The organism is Marinoscillum sp. HNIBRBA16962, assembly GCF_057801515.1.
Genome location: NZ_CM173603.1, coordinates 2,901,365 through 2,918,613, shown reverse-complemented (window position 1 = coordinate 2,918,613; position 17,249 = coordinate 2,901,365). Strand labels below are relative to the sequence as shown.

General features: G+C 39.5%; 14 protein-coding genes. 2 read left to right on the top strand and 12 right to left on the bottom strand.

Features of this window, described 5'->3' with window-relative positions; all coding sequences use genetic code 11:
* The 8 genes from AC3E9V_RS12260 to AC3E9V_RS12225 all read right to left on the bottom strand — a co-directional run bounded on the left by AC3E9V_RS12260 (position 1) and on the right by AC3E9V_RS12225 (position 9,216).
* Positions 1 to 822: a hypothetical protein gene (locus tag AC3E9V_RS12260; RefSeq protein ID WP_488753492.1), complete on the bottom strand. Its 822-nt coding sequence runs from the start codon at positions 820 to 822 to the stop codon at positions 1 to 3.
* On the bottom strand, positions 809 to 2,659 hold the full coding sequence (locus AC3E9V_RS12255; protein WP_488753491.1) for a hypothetical protein: 1,851 nt from the start codon (positions 2,657 to 2,659) through the stop codon (positions 809 to 811). Before AC3E9V_RS12255 ends, AC3E9V_RS12260 begins: the two co-directional genes overlap by 14 nt.
* 469 nt (positions 2,660 to 3,128) lie before the next feature.
* Complete coding sequence (locus AC3E9V_RS12250) at positions 3,129 to 4,664, bottom strand: DNA cytosine methyltransferase (protein WP_488753490.1); 1,536 nt, start codon at positions 4,662 to 4,664, stop codon at positions 3,129 to 3,131.
* Complete coding sequence (locus tag AC3E9V_RS12245; RefSeq protein WP_488753489.1) at positions 4,664 to 7,162, bottom strand: RAD55 family ATPase; 2,499 nt, start codon at positions 7,160 to 7,162, stop codon at positions 4,664 to 4,666. The genes AC3E9V_RS12250 and AC3E9V_RS12245 overlap by 1 nt, the downstream gene beginning before the upstream one ends.
* 4 nt (positions 7,163 to 7,166) lie before the next feature.
* Positions 7,167 to 7,964, bottom strand: a complete 798-nt coding sequence (locus AC3E9V_RS12240; RefSeq protein ID WP_488753488.1) for a hypothetical protein — start codon at positions 7,962 to 7,964, stop codon at positions 7,167 to 7,169.
* Positions 7,964 to 8,692: a hypothetical protein gene (locus tag AC3E9V_RS12235; RefSeq protein WP_488753487.1), complete on the bottom strand. Its 729-nt coding sequence runs from the start codon at positions 8,690 to 8,692 to the stop codon at positions 7,964 to 7,966. The genes AC3E9V_RS12240 and AC3E9V_RS12235 overlap by 1 nt, the downstream gene beginning before the upstream one ends.
* Positions 8,685 to 9,107: a very short patch repair endonuclease gene (locus tag AC3E9V_RS12230; RefSeq protein WP_488753486.1), complete on the bottom strand. Its 423-nt coding sequence runs from the start codon at positions 9,105 to 9,107 to the stop codon at positions 8,685 to 8,687. Before AC3E9V_RS12230 ends, AC3E9V_RS12235 begins: the two co-directional genes overlap by 8 nt.
* A complete protein-coding gene (locus tag AC3E9V_RS12225; RefSeq protein WP_488753664.1) occupies positions 9,100 to 9,216 on the bottom strand; it encodes a helix-turn-helix domain-containing protein in 117 nt (38 codons plus the stop codon). The genes AC3E9V_RS12230 and AC3E9V_RS12225 overlap by 8 nt, the downstream gene beginning before the upstream one ends.
* A 500-nt stretch (positions 9,217 to 9,716) precedes the next feature.
* Here AC3E9V_RS12225 and AC3E9V_RS12220 point away from each other — a divergent pair, with 500 nt between their 5' ends.
* Both AC3E9V_RS12220 and AC3E9V_RS12215 read left to right on the top strand, forming a co-directional pair.
* Positions 9,717 to 10,760, top strand: coding sequence for a helix-turn-helix domain-containing protein (locus AC3E9V_RS12220; protein ID WP_488753485.1), 1,044 nt, complete (start codon positions 9,717 to 9,719; stop codon positions 10,758 to 10,760).
* An 85-nt stretch (positions 10,761 to 10,845) separates the two neighbouring features.
* Positions 10,846 to 11,940, top strand: a complete 1,095-nt coding sequence (locus AC3E9V_RS12215; protein WP_488753484.1) for a type 1 glutamine amidotransferase domain-containing protein — start codon at positions 10,846 to 10,848, stop codon at positions 11,938 to 11,940.
* A gap of 120 nt (positions 11,941 to 12,060) precedes the next feature.
* Here the strand turns inward: AC3E9V_RS12215 and AC3E9V_RS12210 are convergent, their stop codons facing one another.
* The 4 genes from AC3E9V_RS12210 to AC3E9V_RS12195 all read right to left on the bottom strand — a co-directional run bounded on the left by AC3E9V_RS12210 (position 12,061) and on the right by AC3E9V_RS12195 (position 16,872).
* Positions 12,061 to 12,762: a TetR/AcrR family transcriptional regulator gene (locus tag AC3E9V_RS12210; protein ID WP_488753483.1), complete on the bottom strand. Its 702-nt coding sequence runs from the start codon at positions 12,760 to 12,762 to the stop codon at positions 12,061 to 12,063.
* A gap of 239 nt (positions 12,763 to 13,001) precedes the next feature.
* Positions 13,002 to 13,670, bottom strand: a complete 669-nt coding sequence (locus AC3E9V_RS12205) for a carbonic anhydrase family protein (protein ID WP_488753482.1) — start codon at positions 13,668 to 13,670, stop codon at positions 13,002 to 13,004.
* 29 nt (positions 13,671 to 13,699) lie between these two features.
* Positions 13,700 to 15,319, bottom strand: coding sequence for a SulP family inorganic anion transporter (locus AC3E9V_RS12200; RefSeq protein ID WP_488753481.1), 1,620 nt, complete (start codon positions 15,317 to 15,319; stop codon positions 13,700 to 13,702).
* 782 nt (positions 15,320 to 16,101) lie between these two features.
* Positions 16,102 to 16,872: a cupin domain-containing protein gene (locus AC3E9V_RS12195; RefSeq protein WP_488753480.1), complete on the bottom strand. Its 771-nt coding sequence runs from the start codon at positions 16,870 to 16,872 to the stop codon at positions 16,102 to 16,104.
* Between the last annotated feature and the right edge of the window lie 377 nt (positions 16,873 to 17,249).

The following is a 17,249-nucleotide window of genomic DNA, read 5'->3' as shown; positions in this document are numbered from 1 at the left end:
TCAGTAAATCATTTGAAGTTCTCTCATAGAGTTAAAAGTACGCCTTAAAGGTAATTCCAGTATTTTTTGAGCCCTTGCTAAAGAGTCTTCCTCACTTTGATTATTTAGTATTTCACTCAGAATTCCATACCAAGTTGTATGTTGGTAGTCAATAGACTCTTCTGTGTCCATAAATGTAATAACCTGCTGAAGGGCTGGTAGTACTAGTGACGAATGAAGGATTGCCGCAAACTTTTTCAGCTTAATTTCCTGATACAATTCATAGTCTTCCAGACATAAGTATATGGTTATCTTTTCATCACCATAATCCAAATAAAAGGAATGATTGGATTTCCCATCAGTGTTAATATTCATTAATGATGAAATTGATGTGGTTTCCTGGAAAGTCTTATTGGCGAAAAACTTTCCTTTGCCCAAATAGGCCAGAATATCACCTTTACTTAGGTTAAATTTTGTGTCATCGTAATCATCATTACTTTCTTTGTTGTAGTATTCGTTAATATCTTCTTTTGCACAAACGAAATAGTCCAATTCAACCTCTCCATTAAGATCAGATGACTTAATTTTTATAGGGTCAGTTAATTCTTTGTCGGAAGTGTAATTAATTCTGAAAAATGTTCCGGCACAGGTCAAGTGTATGGAGTAGCAAGCCTTTTTTTCTTCAATTAACTTTAGAAGGTCTTCATTATTAAGGGAAAATGTATTTTCCAAAACAATATATTCAGAATCAGAAGAAACTTTAAGTTTAACCTGAACATCCCCATTGATATCATCTCCAATTCCAAGTACCGGATGTGGATAGTGTCTATTATTGTAAATCATTTATCTGAAGTTTAAGGGATAGTTTAAATTTTGATTCCAGTTCAACATAAATTTTTTTCTTCTGCTCCTTTTCTAGTCTGAGAAGGGAAATTGTGCTGTTGCTAAACCTCAAATCAACGTTCTGCTCGTCTTTAGCGGACCTTATAATGATTTGTTCCTCTCCTTCTTCTCCTACTGCTGACAGTTTCAAAGAACATTTTATGCTCTCTTTAGGATTAAGGACGATGGCATATTTGAGAATTGTTTCATTCTTATCAACAACAAATGATCTGGCTTGAACCGGAGAGTGCCGGATCGCTGGAGTGTCACCACTTCCACCACCTTTTCTTTTTTTCTTTGTTGTTGTCTTCTTTTTCTTTCTTCTAACAACAGTTCCATCACCACCTAATCCCTTTTCAGGAGAGTTCAGAATAGAAACAGAATAGGGGTTTATTACAGGAAAGCTTTCGAATATATTTTTCTTCTGCATCAGAGAGACGGTTTCTTCATCAGACTCAATTTCTGTTGTTTCACTATCACCTCTGTCTTCACTTTGATTATCATCATTAAAAGGGAGGTATTTTGAAAGACCTGGTATTTCCTGAAAGCCTGATGATTGAATTTCTCTTAGCTCTTTTAGCTTTCCACGAATCCAATTACCAATTTCTTCTATTATTAGATTACCATTTTGCTCATTTCTTTCCGGATCCCATTTGTCATGAGCGGGTGGCTCCATTTTTCTTAATTCATCATTCCCTAAAGTATTATCACATATAAAAACCCCGGCAAATGCGTCAGGGTGTCTGTATTGTTTGGAATAGATTACCATATGAGATTTTCTAATCATTGCAATATGATTAAGGTGCTCAGTGGTTTTATAGAAATAGAAAAGTACCTTACCAATGACTGGTAATTCAGTTTCAAAAGGCTTTCCTTTAGTTACTGCCTCATAATATGTTAATGGGTTGCCTACTGGTTCGATGTGATCTTTAGTTGGTTGATCTTCAAAATGTTGAACAAGCAACCTTTCAAGAGTATCTTTTGAGATTTCAATATCTCCTACCTCGACAATCAACTCATTTCTGTAAATAGCATACCAAAAGTTTCTAAGAACTGATTTGATCAATTCATCAGACTGATTTTCGTTTAATGTTGCACCAACTATGTAAATATCCAAGCCCATTTCCTTCCTAAGGAAAAATTCGGGGATATCAATCGGATTCTTGATAGAGCCATAGTTACTTGAACCAAATGATCCGGTACCCCTTCTTGGGCTTTCAGATTCTTTGAAGGTGACAAGCTCTGCTATACCCTGAAATTTTCTAAATCCGTCTTTACTGTATGTCGAATAAAGTACAGTTCGTAAAGGAGAAGTTTTGAATGCAGCCCCTTTTCCTATTCCAAACGACCCCCCTTCTCCGGTTCTTTTTGAGCTAGCACCTCGTGACTTTACTAATGAGAACCAACCGCCAGTCATGTCATTATCTTGTCCTTCAAGTCCTACAGTATTATAATCTGATATTTTCAAAAGTGGCAATTCTGGTTTACTCAGTACATTTCTCGCTGTTGTTATGAATTCTTTCACCTCCGGGTTCTTGTCCCAGCTTTCAAGGCAGGATTTGAGAATATTATCAAATTTTTCTACCCCAGGGAAAAACTTCCTGGGAATCATTTCTTGAGAAAAAACAACTTTAACAGGTTTAGTCTTATCATTCGGAGCATCAATAGAATTCTGTATCACCTCTCTTGCCAAATGATAATACCCCCCTGAGAAATGTTCTATCATTGGATTGTTTAGGCCATCGAATAGACTAGTCCTTTCAAAATCCCAACTGTATTTTTCGTCAAACTCTCTCATAATATTGGATCCTTTCTGATTTCCGATGTTAATCTCAGATCTTTCTTAATATAGAACAGTTGTTTTAAAGTTAATTCAGAAATGACTGATTCTAACTTTTGATTCACTACAATTTTCTTTGGTGGTCTATTATTCATATGCTTTAAAATTTGAATGTTTTCTTAGTCTTCCTATTGATCTCCTCGTTGAATTTTGACTCAGCCAGTTTCACTTGATCTCGAATTACAGCGAACATTTTTCTTACATCATCTTCGCTGTATTCATAGTTATTTCTATTTGAGCAATTAGAAAGTAATTCCAGCTTGTCTATTATATACTGAACTCGTTTACTAGCAACTTTTTCAAACCTTGATCTTTTAGTTTCCATAGGAATAATATTTACACATGAGTAATATGTACGGTACAAATATAAAATAAGTTGCATAAACTTACTACATATTTAAAATATAGTAAATAATAAAAATGTGTATTATCCGAAAAGACTATAGACTAGCTTTGATATTTGAAAAGCTAGATATGGTGGGACAGCATTTCCTACCTGATGAAATTGTTGAGTTCTACTGCCTCTGAATAGATAGTTGTCGGGAAAGGTTTGTATTCTCGCAGCTTCTCTTACTGTAAGACTCCTACATTGCCTGGCATCATAGTGAATGAAGTAGTGCCCATCCTTTGAAATATGACTGGTTACTGTTGTGGCTGGTTTATTAGCAACTTGAACTCTAAATCGGTCTGTAAATTTTCCAGATTCAACATTTGCATGATCAGGAATCAAATCGGAATGGTGCTTGGCATAATCCTGAAGACGAGGGAAGGTTCCATACTTCTCAACATAAAGGCCGGCAAACATATATCTCATCAAATCCTGTGTCAGATGTGATCTTGATTCATGATTAGCTATTCCGTTAAGCTTAGGATCATGAAACCAGGATTTTAATGGATGATTATTATCAATTGTATCCGTACATTTGACAAATTCACTTCCTACTCCATTTTGATAAAGTGTTGGCCCGTTATTTAATCCGTTTAAAGGAATTTCTCCCCAGTTTTTGAGTTTGTCAATTTGACTTGATATCAGATCCAGCCAGGATTGATCATTGTCCTCAAGATTTGTGTATAACCTTTTCGGCAAACCATTTTTATAAACTTCAGTGTCGTGATATTTACGAAAAGAACGGTTAATCCCGCTTCTGATTGGAGGTAGTTTGTCAATTACAGATTGTAAATTGACATTTTTCGTTTTATCAAGGTATTTACCTTGGTGATTAAAATCATTCCTTACACCAAGTAGGATTACCCTGTGTCTTTTTTGAGGAACTCCATAATGTTCAGCCCTAATCAAAAAATCTTTATCATTCTCAACCGGCTTTACTAATGAATGAATCTTGTACAAACCATTTACCTGTAAATCATTTTTCATCCAGTCAAAGACTTTCTCATCTCCCACCTTGGCTGACAGAAGCCCTTGGACATTCTCCATTACAAATACTGCCGGATTATGCCTTTCAATTATCCTCAAATATTCCTTGTATAGATAAACCCTGTGATCTTCCGGATCGATACCACCAACTCGTGACCTGCCAACGTTTGAATACGCCTGGCAAGGAGGTCCTCCTATAAGAACCCATTCATTTGTAACTCCAAGTCTGTTTTCAATTAATTGATCGATGCGTTCTTTTGGCCATTCCTTAGAACCCAATTCCGCTAAAACAGCCTCGTTGCGAGCTTCTTCCCCTTCAGGATACTTGTCAAGCATTTGCTTAATGAGAGCTTCTCTTCTTTTCAGATCAACTTCTCGTATGGCCTCATAGTATTCTTCCGGAATAGGCCTTGCATTTTTTTTGAACTGCCTGTAAAAACTTCTTAATGTTAATGTCTTATGTGCATTTTCGTCTTTCTCTATCGATAGCTTTATATCAAATACAGAATGATCATTTTCATCAATCAGGCTCATAAACCCCTCTCCCAAGCCTCCTGGTCCGGCGAATAAATCTATTATAGGAATCATTACAAAAATTCAATCTCGTTAACTCCATAGGTTCTCGGAATAACCAAGTCCTGACGATTCCATTCATAAACTATTTCCGGAAGTTTTTGTCCTCCCAAAACTGTTTTGAACTGGATAAAATATGATCTTCTGTTTTTATCATTTTTGATCCTTCCTTCCTGTGTTACAATATAAAAATCAGCTGCACGAACCAAAGCATGGAGAAATGGCGTTTGACCCTTCCTCATCAAAACTGAATCGGAAATAATTTCGCCTCCATTCTTAGAGTAATTCTCGTCGCTAATGATTCTTGAATTTGAGGTGAAATTCGTAAATGTTGTAACCACAGCCACGTCATACCTGGAGAGGATGCTGTAAAGAAGTGGCCAGACCATATCTCTTTCCTGTAACACTTTGAACTGAAGAAATACATTGTGCAGCCCGTCCAAAACAATTCCATTGTAGGGCTCACCCTCCAAGATTGCACCGTCAAGTTTTCGTGTTATCTTGGCAACTAGCTCTTCGGGAGTTAAAAAACCAGGGTAAAAATTTATGAAATCTACTTTTCCTCTAAATGCCTGGTATGACTCATAATTATTCTGAATCCTATCTACAAGAGGATCATAGTATTCTTGGGGATACAGGAAGGACAAGACAAGAACTTTATTTCTCAGTGGTATCTGATTTCTCTTTGCATTAACTCGTTTATCTATTACGTTTCTTGGAGATAATAGAATATTCAGCGCCAATCCTGCCTTACCAGAACTGCCGTACCCATGGATCAGTATCTTAGATCGGGAGTAGAGATCCAGTCGGGACTTTTTATTGATAATCTTTTTATTATCGATGATGTTGAAAACATCCAGAATTAAGCTCTTATCAGGAAGAAGCGTCTTCAGGTTCTCTTTTTTATCTATCTGTGAAGGTACTTGTGGAGCCAAACTGAATCCAACATTAGCCCCTAAATGAAAGATATGGGCCCCTTGCCTTGAAACCTGATGACGGGTCTTGGTAAGCTGGAATATTCGTGCCGGTTTCTCACTAACATCATTGACACCTTTTTGTTCAAGGTGTATTGAAACATCTACCAAATAATCCAGATTTACTTTTTGTGGGATTCCCTCGGCCGAAAGTAAAACAACAATAGCGTTCAGCTTTCTGCATTTATCAATGAATTTCTGTAATTCTTCATATAGAATCTTTTCATCTGATCCAAGTACCAACTCAGTAATATTGTCAATGATAATGAGTGAGGGACAGATTGGAGGAAGTGAATTAGTATTATTTGAAGAAGATTCTGTTTTCTCTGATAGCTCATTAATTATAACTTCTTCAAATAGTTTCAGGCTCCAGTCCTCCTTCATTTCAAGAACGAAAAACCAATCATTGTCCGCTGAAGGATGAGAGTAAATTGTGGTTTTCTTGAGATAGGTAGGTATAAGATTGATCAATCTGTTTCTTAAGTCATTTTTTGATTCCTCCAATGTCAGATAAAGAGTTTTTGTTTTAAAAGGAGAAAGTACTGCTGCTAGATTTAAGGCAATTGAAGTTTTACCACTGCCGGGCTCACCACTAATACTAATTACCAGACTGGAGTCAGATGATAACTGGATTCCACCATGAAACAGAACATCAGCTCCTCTTATAGGAAGGGGTATGCCCCATAGCATGTTGATCAATTCAGAAAAATTAGGCAATTCATTGTATTTGTCTGACCCCCAAAACTTATAATCGGATTTAAGAAATTGATCTTCTATTTTCTTATATTCAAGAAATTGTTTTCTTTTTTTTGATGAAGAAAACCACAGATAACTATAACCTTTTGCTGAAAGAAAGTGACCAATTATGAGATTAGTTTTTTTCGTTTCACTTAGAACCTTCTCTTTGGTTTTTTCAGGTTCATCATCATCACTAAAATCATCATTATCTACTTTATCTTCTTTATCTAATTTTTCATTTACCAGACCTGTAGATTTTGGCCACCTAGCATATTCATTTATGTAATTTTCAAAAGAAGATAGTGCAGCTTGAATATTGTCAAGTTTAAGTTCAGATAAGTTTTTAAAGTCAGTTTTAAGCCTTGAAAAAGGTGGATGAATATTGAATAATTTATATAGTTGAGCCTTTATTGTTACAATGGCATATGAAGCTGACTGAGGTTCTTCTGGTACGGTTAGTGCTTTATATAATATTGAAAGAGGAGATGGTAACAAAAACAATTTACTGTCAATAATATCTTTATAGGACTCAATGGTCAGATTTGCAATTCGAGAGTATATACTGGATCTTGATCTATGAGTAGGTGGAAGTCCAGCTGTTATATGTTTGTCTTGTCCCCTTCTTAGTCCAGATTTATATCGGTTGTAAAGCTCAATGAAAGGAGTATAAAGCTTCTCATTTGTTTGAACTAATTCATTAGGGTCTGAATCCAAACATACGATTAAGCATTTGTTAATTGAATCTAGAATATCATTTACTAAAAATGAATATGGGAGTTCAGAATCACGTTTATCTTTCACATCCTTAGGTTGTGGCAAATTCAAGTAAAGAACTTTTATAATCTCTCAGATCATTAACATACTTTCTTCGAGTATGCCAAATGTTGTATCGTACCGATAAAGCAATGGGATTATGATCGTTATCAATTATACTATGAGCTCTTCCAAATTCCATTAGTTTTCTTTTATCAGTCTCAGTTCTCAGAGCACTAAGAAAGCAGTCAAAAATTCTTTGTTGTAATTCGGACTCATCAAGATTACTATTCCATATACTTTCAATCAAGTGCGAGATGTCGCCAAATTTTAACCTGAGTTCCTGTATAATCTTAGATATTCCATCCTGGAAATTTTCCTTTAGGCTACTTTCATCAGCATTGAAGAGCATTTCAAACCACAGGACCGGATAATGATTCTTCACCAGCCCTTCGGCCCTTAAATCAGACAAACTCAAAACAAATGGATCCAACTGGAGAATAGATTTTAACAATACTGCTCTCTTAACAATATCTTCTTCAGTTGTAAAATTCTTTCGAAGATAATTCTTGATTGATTTAGCCAAACTATTGGACTGGAATTCCGCAAGAGCCAAAAAATTTAATAAGCTGACAAAATCCCTTGGGTTGAGTTCTTTAAAATGTTTTACAATTCCAAGAGACAGATATTCAATTTTCTCAGAATCAGTGTGATCCTCTCTTATTTCCTGGGCGAGCTTAAGTAAATTAGTTTTACCTTTTGTTGTTACCTGCAGACTGTTTTCTTTAATAAGTCGAATCAGGTCTTCAGTAGAATTTATTTTATCTGACATTTTAAAATTTGGTTCCATCAGGAAGTAGTTTCTTTTAAATCAAGTAACATATCAAATTTAACAGGTTTGTGAACAACTTCATCCATTCCACCATCAGATTCACAGTTTGATGCCATTGGGATTGTTTGCCCCCCTGGACTCCATTGATCATTAAAACCAGCATCAAGAAACGTTGGTTTATTTAACTCTAAATTCTTACCTGGATATAATATAGCAAAATATTCACTTTTGTCAAGCCCCAATCGACATGACATTCCATTTAATTCAGCTCCTTTCTCTTCAAGGTAATTCTCATTATCAATTTTGTCTCTAAATGCCCACATTTGATAAGACCTAAACGAAATGCCGTCGTTTCCATATTCTAGTCCCAAGTCTCTCCATTTTTCAGTTTTAAATCTTCGCTTAATTGATGGAGCAGCTGCGACTTTACCAGACTTTAAGATTAACTGAGCAGCAATATCCTCAGAAAACTGGTCTTGATCAGAAAGGTGCCCCAATAATTCATCTTCACCTGTAAGCATGACCGGATCCCCTTTTCTTTGATTCTCTTCTTTCCAAAAAACGCGTTCATTGCATGTGCTTTCGAAACTGTCATAAGTTCGATCAGAATCATTGTATGTTTCTATTAGCTGATCTGAGTATTTTGCAGCATCATCTTCATTCTTAGATAAATAATGGCATTCACGAAAATTTTCCCACAGGTGCTTTTTTCCAAATGCTTCGAAAATATCTTTTAATTCATCCATATGTCTTAATCTTTTTGGATAAATCGATTAAAAAATCTTTAACACTTTTCGAGTTTAATTGACATTCCCAAACAATCAAAACATTATAGCCAATTTTTGTCAGTTTGATGTAGTTATTATTATCTCGTTTCCTGTTTCCATCAATCTTTTCCACCCACCATTTGGTTCTGGTTTTTGGGATTACAAAATACTTGCAGCCCTTATGCCCATGCCAGAAACAGCCATTTACGAATATAACTGTTTTATATTTTTTTAAAATAATATCTGGTTTGCCCGGTAGTCTTTTGTCATGTAGCCTAAATCGAAATCCAGTAGAATGAAGGTATTTCCTTACCAGAATTTCTGGTTTAGTATCCTTACCCTTTATTTGGCTCATGTTATAGCTTCTCACTTCTGGTGAGTGAACGTCAGACATCTCTATTGCTTACGATTAAATCTTTAACATCAACATCAAGAATATTGGCTATTTTATTCAAATTTTCCAAACTAGGCTGCCTCCTATTCTTCACGTAAGAATTCACCATATTATAACTTTTACACAGCTTCTGCCAGCCAGATCTGTTTAATTCCTTTGGATTCAAGGACTTCCTTAAATCCGGTTCATCGTCTCCGGTGTTAATGGAATTTTAAAAATATGAAATTGAGATGGGTTTATCTCACTCTATGGGATATTAATGAAATGAGCATGATGCTCAACCCAGATATTGAGAACACCGGGACGCGTAGTCCAACCGCACATGATCAAAATTGGGTGGGGCACGCCTAGTGGCAAACCGCCTACGCGGCGCGGCTGATTTCATCAATTTTAAACACATGAAAGTAGAATTGGGCGTCCCGCCAGCTGCGGGTCAAACCAAACACATAAGCCCCTTCAAATTACCGGAAAGAAAAATAGCGCTGTCTTAGTTGGCGAAGAAGAGTTAGATTATGAATACGCCGACTCAAATAGATTTTGATTGCGTGACCCGTACCATGATTTAGGTGATAGCTTATATAATAAGTCCGTTTTGGCTATTTTGCCGCTATGCTTGCAAGCGATATTTTTTTAGTTATTGTCAGTGGCCTGGGTGTTATTCATGGGTTGTTTCTGGCTGCATTTTTATGGAGCTATAAGAAAGGCCGCATCCTGTCCAACAGAATACTGAGTATACTACTGCTGGTGCTTTCATTTCGGGTGGGCAAATCGGTTTTTCTTGAGTTTGCCGAACATCTGCATGTAAAACTCATTTTTACCGGGTTAGGCACCCTGATGGCCATTGGCCCGCTTTATTATTTATTTGTGAAGAGTTGTAGCGACAGGGCTTTCCGTTTCAGGCAGAAACACCTGATTCATTTTATTCCGGCTGTTTTAGGTATCTGTTTTGGTTTATGGATTGAAGAAGGTCATCTGAATACACTTCCCCTGTTGCTTTTTGTAGCCGTATTTACCTCCTATTACGGACATTACCTTGTTTATCTTATTGTCAGCCGGTCATACATATTAAAACAAAGCAGAGCCGGACTAAACAAAGACATCTATCACTTGCTTACACTCATGTTTTACGGACTGCTCGTTATTTGGGTGGCCTACGTGCTGAATTTACTCGATGATATTGTTCCTTATGTCATTGGGCCGGTGCTCTATTCCATGGTAGCCTATGTCATTAGTTTTATAGTGATACAGCAGGGCTACATCCAAAAGGTAGACCAGCAAAAGTATAAGACCACTCCCCTGCCGGAAGAACAGATCGACCGGATCTTTCACAAGGTTGTAGAACTTGTTGAAAAGGATAAGCAATATAAGCAGCCCTACATTTCGCTAAACTCACTTAGTCAAACGCTGAACGTCAGCCCACAGGTGCTGTCGATGGTTATTAATCAAAAGAGTAAAAGGAATTTTAATGCATTTATCAATCACTACCGGATAGAAGAATCTATTCTGCGCTTGCAAGACAAGCAATATAATAACCTCACCATTGCCGCCATTGCTTTTGAAGCAGGGTTCAACAGCCTTTCCAGTTTCAACACCGCTTTTAAAAATCACACGGGTAAAACACCCGCAGCTTTTAGAAAGGAGCTGACAAAATGATCTTTTACGCTTATCAAATGATCATTTCGGGAGAAAAACTGCCTACTTAGCCTTTTAATTGCCATAAAAAAACAAAAAAAAATTTATGGCAAAGAAGAAAACAATCATCAAGTGGTCATTGATCACGCTGGCAGGTTTAATTGCCGCTGTTGCAGGCTTTGGGTTTTGGTTTATGAGCTTGCTGGGGCCTGCACCAGACACCGCTGTTTTAGCAGCAACCACTCCGAAAGAAATACCTTATCTCACGACTGACTCTATCGCCAACAGAGGCAAGGTACTGGCTGTGGTTACAAGTTGTGCTGTAATGGGGAGCAGCGGCAAACCTACCGGTTATGAATTGAGTGAACTGGCCAGGGCTTATTATGTATTTATGCACAATGGCTTTGAAGTAGCCATTGCCAGTCCGCTTGGCGGAAAACCACCGGAGATCCGGGATGATGAAGACATGGGCATTTATGATTATGCTTTCCTGAACGACCCTGCAGCTCAGCACAAGGTGAAACACACCATCGCTATGAAAGATGTAGATCCCGAAGATTATGCGGCGGTCTATTTTGTAGGCGGTAAAGGGGCGATGTTCGACTTTCCTGACAATAAGCACATTCAGCAGTTAGTTCGTGAATATTATACTTCAGGAAAAGTTATCGGGGCAGTCTGTCACGGACCCGCGGCTTTGGTAAACGTCACCCTGGACGATGGAAAGCCCATGCTCGTCAACAAAACCGTTTGCGGATTTACCAATGAAGAAGAGTTGTTTTTGATCCCGGAGGCTACGGGCATCTTTCCTTTTCTTTTGCAGGACAAGCTTGCCGAACAGGGCGCCCGCTTTGATGAAGGTTTTATGTACCTGGAAAATGTAGTGCAGGATGGAAATCTGGTGACCGGCCAAAACCCATGGTCTACCTGGTCGCTGGCGGAAACGATGATCAGACAGATGGGCTATGCACCAAAAAAGAGAGCAAAGACGGATGAGGAGAATGCCGTAGTAGTGCTAAAAGCCTATACGACTAGCGGTTATGGTCATGCAAAGCAACGTCTGACTGAATTGTATTTAGACGAGCAGAGGTATGTAAACAGAGAGCTCATTGCCATCCACGGCATTGTAGCAGCCATGCAATGGGACCTTGGTAAGGCAGTGGATCTAATTCGTTTGCTGGCTTATGCTAAATCCGTTTATTGAATAGGGATATGCGGGTTGCTTTGTTTTTATGTCTTGAACTATGATTTTTGCTGATTTTTGATAGACTTTTGATTCGGTTTCATGACTCGTTTTGCTACTGAAATTGATTTGATCAAAAAATCACTTCTGAATAGCCTTAAAAACCAGCTCTGATAAAAACTCCGTAGTGTCATTCAACTGTGTTTGATCGATATCAGTCAAAGACGGTAAATGCTCGGCAAAAAATTTCTGATCATGTGAGCTCTCAATGAGTGTGGAAATAAGCGCCCGGGGAAACCTGTACTCCGGGTTGATCTCCTTGACGATAGCAGCTACACGATTACATAACCGTTTGTAGCTCATAAATAAGCCTTCCTTGTTTACCTTGTCTACCTCCTTGATCAGGTACACTTTAGAAGATTCAGACACCACTATCCGGTACAGGGCTGTTTCATCTATATGCTCAAAGTTTGGGTCTTCCTCTATAGGCTGAGAAAGAAGTCTGATGGAAATACGCAACCGTTCATCAGCAGAATCGATATTGTTGGTAGCCATTAACAATTTGTAGTCCATCCAATTCCAATACCAGGCAAGCAGGTACAGCAATAGCTTGTGTTTGCTCTCAAAATACCTGTACACAGAAGGCTCCGTTGCTTTTATGCGAGAAGCCAGTTTCTTGAATGTAAAAGCTTCAAACCCCATTTGGTCAATCATCTCAATACTAAACCGAATGATCTTTGCCCCAAGCTCTGAAGAGTTCGGATCTTTGAGATAGAGCTTTTCATCCATATCAATATGGATCCTCACTGGCTTGAACGTCTTTTTTTGTTTTACGTGCTCCATGATATCTAGCCTCCGGGCAAAATTAACACAACATCTTCGTTGTAAAGTTAAAGGAAGTACTAACAAACACTTGGGTGTACGCAGTTTTGTATCTCGTGAATTTCCGCTATCCTGAGTTAATGAGCTATTGGATTAATAAGTTACTGAATAACCAAGCAACCTAATAGCCTAATAGCCCAATAACCTAATAGCCCAACAACCCACTTCGTCCATCGTAGCCTTGGCGAAGATGGAACAACCTAATAATCGACCATTTCTGCAAGGTTTTCAGCTGTGATCATCTCCTTTTCATAAAACTCAACCAGACCCGTCTGCACATCATACATCGCTCCTACTATGGTTACTTCACCATTTTTTATCATTTCAGCGAGTACATCGCTCTTTTCTACAATTTGTTTGGAAACCATGTGCACATTAAGCTCGGCAACATGCTCCACAAACTCAGGGTTGCTTGCGTTCCTGTTCTCCTTTGTGGCTACTTCGGCGCGGATAGCGGGCTCTATTTTATCAAGAAGAGTAGATAAATTCCCCATTCTCACTCCATCGCAGGCCCCTTTTATAGCCCCGCACCTGGAATGCCCGAGAACGACAATGATCTTGGAACCCGCGACTTTACAGGAAAACTCCATGCTGCCCAGAATGTCCTCATTCAGGACATTTCCGGCGATACGGCAGCTAAAGATATCCCCAAGACCCTGATCAAATATAAGCTCCGCAGATGTACGCGAATCAATACAACTCAAAATACAGGCAAAAGGATGCTGACCGTTTGAGGTTTCATTTACCTGCTGCAGAAGGTTGCGGTTTAGTTTCAGGTTACCAACAAATCGCTTATTCCCTTCCTTTAGTAATTCAAAGGATTTTTCAGGAGTTAGCTGATCTTGCATTTCTTTTGTTAACGTTCTCATGTTTTCTTATTTTTTTGTTAAAAGGTTTATTAATCTCTGCTGGCAGTGGAAAGGTGTATGCCTCTTTCGGTCACTGCATGGTAGTCATTTTCATCACTAATTTGCTCAAGAAGCGGTATGCCCTTCACCTCTACCTGGATATCTCTGTTTCCTGCGTTTACCATAAAGTCCCGGATCACTTCAATCACATCGTGATCGATCACCCTGGATCGGGTCCCATCGATCACCACATTAGCCTCGTCAGGTAAAAGTTTAAGTGTTTTCAGAAGGCTGCCTTTATTGAGAAAAGACACCTCTTCTGCAAGCATGACGGTATGAATATCTTTGCCGTCCACCTTACTGAGTTGAAACATGTAAGGGTTTTTGTAGTGGCCGTGCAGGATAAATACAATAGCGAACACCATTCCGATCCCAATCCCTACCAGCAGGTCTGTGAAGACAATGCCTACCACAGTCGCGACGAAAGGCACAAATTGATTCCATCCCAGGCGGTACATGGATTTGAACAATGCCGGTTTAGCCAGCTTATAGCCCACCACAAACAGGATACAGGCCAGCGTGGCCAAAGGGATCATGTTGAGGACGTGTGGTATGGCCAGGGCAGAGATAAACAGGAAAAAACCATGAATAATGGCTGAAGATTTGGTCCTGCCCCCGAAAGTGATATTTGTTGAGCTCCTTACGATTACCTGTGTGATGGGGAGACCGCCTATCAGGCCTGATATCATGTTGCCCAATCCCTGTGCCTTAAGCTCCCTGTTGGTAGGCGTAATTCTTTTATAAGGATCAAGCTTATCCGTAGCCTCAACACATAGCAGCGTCTCCAGACTGGCTATGAGTGCCACTACCATGGCCGTTAAATAGACCTGGGGATTAGTCAGGTGGCTCAGGTCCGGAAAGGAAAATTGTCCAAAAAATTCTGCCGGAGAACCAGCCACCGGAATATTGACAAGCTGCTTACCCGTAAGGCTAAATGGAAGCACGCCCTTCTCAAACAACCAATTCAATAGAATACCCACGATCACTACCACCACAGGACCCTGGAGGAGCTGGAAAATGCGATGCTTTTTAGTCAACACGGCTTCCCATAAGATCAGGAGAAACAACGAAACAGCTGAGATGATCAAAGCGCCGGGGGTCACAAGCTCAAAAGCAGCTGCCAGATCTTCAAATGTATTACTGGACCCTGCAGTTTGGAACGACAGGTCCCCTTCATAGTCGGCATCATAACCCAGGGCATGGGGTATTTGCTTTAAAACGATAATCAGGCCGATACCTGTTAGCATGCCTTTTATGACAGATGTCGGAAAGTAATAGGCAATGATACCCAGCCGCAGATACCCCATTACCAACTGTATTATACCCGCTATTACCACAGATAAAAGAAATGCCTCCCACGAACCCAATGCGGCAATGGCCGAAAATACAATAACAGCTAGTCCTGCCGCAGGCCCGCTCACTCCCAAAGGAGATCCACTGGCTGAGCCTACTACAATACCTCCTACTATACCGGCAATGATCCCGGCAAAAAGCGGAGCGCCGGATGCCAAAGCGATGCCCAGACATAAGGGCATAGCAACAAAAAAGACAATGATACTCGCGGGTAGATCGTAACGTAAATTTTCAAAAGATTCTTTTAGCTTCTTCATAGCTGACTACTTGAAATTGTTAGTAAATGAAGTATTTACGTTAGTAATACTAACTAAGTTCAAATGTATAACTATTTTTTGAGATTCTTAATTTTTTTTCGGAATAGCTGTGCGACCGAAATCTTTCTGGTGCACATCCGTGATCAGCCGAAAAAGCCCTTTCAGTTCTTCCAGATTGTCTTTTTTGATCACTAACTGGTTTGGGTTGGCCCGGCCATCATCACGAACCGCAAAGGCTTCGCAACCCCAAAGCAGCTTAGCCCCGCTACGCCCAAAATGTTCCCATCGTCTTCTGGTGAATTGGGTGGGCTTCCCACACCGTGAGACCTAAAAAAGTCCGGCATACCCATAAAGGTAAAAGCACTGAAAAGAGCTGCAGAAAAAGTGGGGAATCCCAGCAATGCACCAATATTCGATCCGGCAAACATAAACTCCTGTGAGGACCGGTTTTTAGATTAGGATCGGTATGCGGCAAATGCCAGTGCCCCAAAAAACATGGTGAAGAAAACAATAATCCAGAGCGTCATTGATCCTTTTCCTTAAAGGGAAAGATCCTGTATCCAATATAGGTCAGAACCACAAGCGCTACTGTAAGACCTATTCCCGACCAGAATACTACAGGCAGATACAAGAAATACGGTTCGATCTGATTTGGTCTGAAAACAAACAGAAAGGAAATCAGGGTTGTTATTAGGACCGCACCAATTAAAAGGTGCCAATAGGTTATTTTCGTATTGTCTTTCCAGTTAAAGATAAAGCGCTAATTTCTGAGTTAATAAAAATTAATTCCATTTAAATGCAAAGTACGAACATGGCTCATCTGTGGCATTTCGGATACCATGGATCGATCCTGAGTTTGCAAAATAGAGATCTCCCGCCGAGGCTTTGTATTCTTTGTCATCAATGGTCATTTCTGTGGTACCGGAAAGTACCAGGATAATTTCTGTTTCAATATGCTGATGCGGATTGTGACTCGGCCCTTTTTTATCCAACCGGGTAACATGCATTTCAAAGCGTTCGCACATGGCTGTAGACCGGTCAAAATAAGCTCGACCTCCTCCTTTGCTACTGGGTCTAAACACCAGGGAATCTGCATTAAGCGTCAGTGATCCTCCGGACAATTGTCCCCTTTCAACATTCATTTCCTTTTTGGAACGATACCGCATCACGTAGTATGTAAGATTACTATCGCCCACGTTTTGCAGCGAATGCATCTGCATGGGTAATAAAAGGATCACACCTTCCGGCCCTAAAATGGTGCTTTCCCCCTCTATAGTCACTTTCATCCTACCCTCTTTTACGATGATTACTTCCTCTATATCCTCATTTGCATGAGCCTGGCTTGGTTCGGCTCCTGGGTACTGAGTGGTCGCATGCATTTCCAGATATTCAAAATGTGGGGATACTCCTTCAATTATTTTCCTACCTTCTCTATCATCCCCTTTTTCAACTGGGAAATCGGCCCACCGATAAGCGCCTGATGATACAGCTGGCAATTGTGAAAATCCAGGAATGGTGATAAAACTGATAGTTAGCAATAGAAGAATTTTCATGGGGAAATACCTTTAGGTGTACATGGTTAGGCCAACAACTATGGATGGTATCATTTAAGCATTACCTATAAATATAATTCAAAAAGGAAACCGGGCAATGAAAAAATCATGTAACATCTTTCTTCCCCTTCGGGGCTAGTGCCAGGTCAACGGTAAATGACGGGTAAGGCAGCAGTAGGTTTTGAGATAGGCAAGGCATAAAAAATGAGCATAGCCATAGCTACGACTGGCTGTCCGCGTGAGTCTTTCTGTAACGCCGGAATGGCTCAAAAAACACCCCGGATTACCGTGGGTTTAGGCTGCCGATGACTTGACACTGGAGCCTTGATAACCCGCATTCCAGAATCCGGGTTAAGAGCTACCGAATAAAAAAGGGC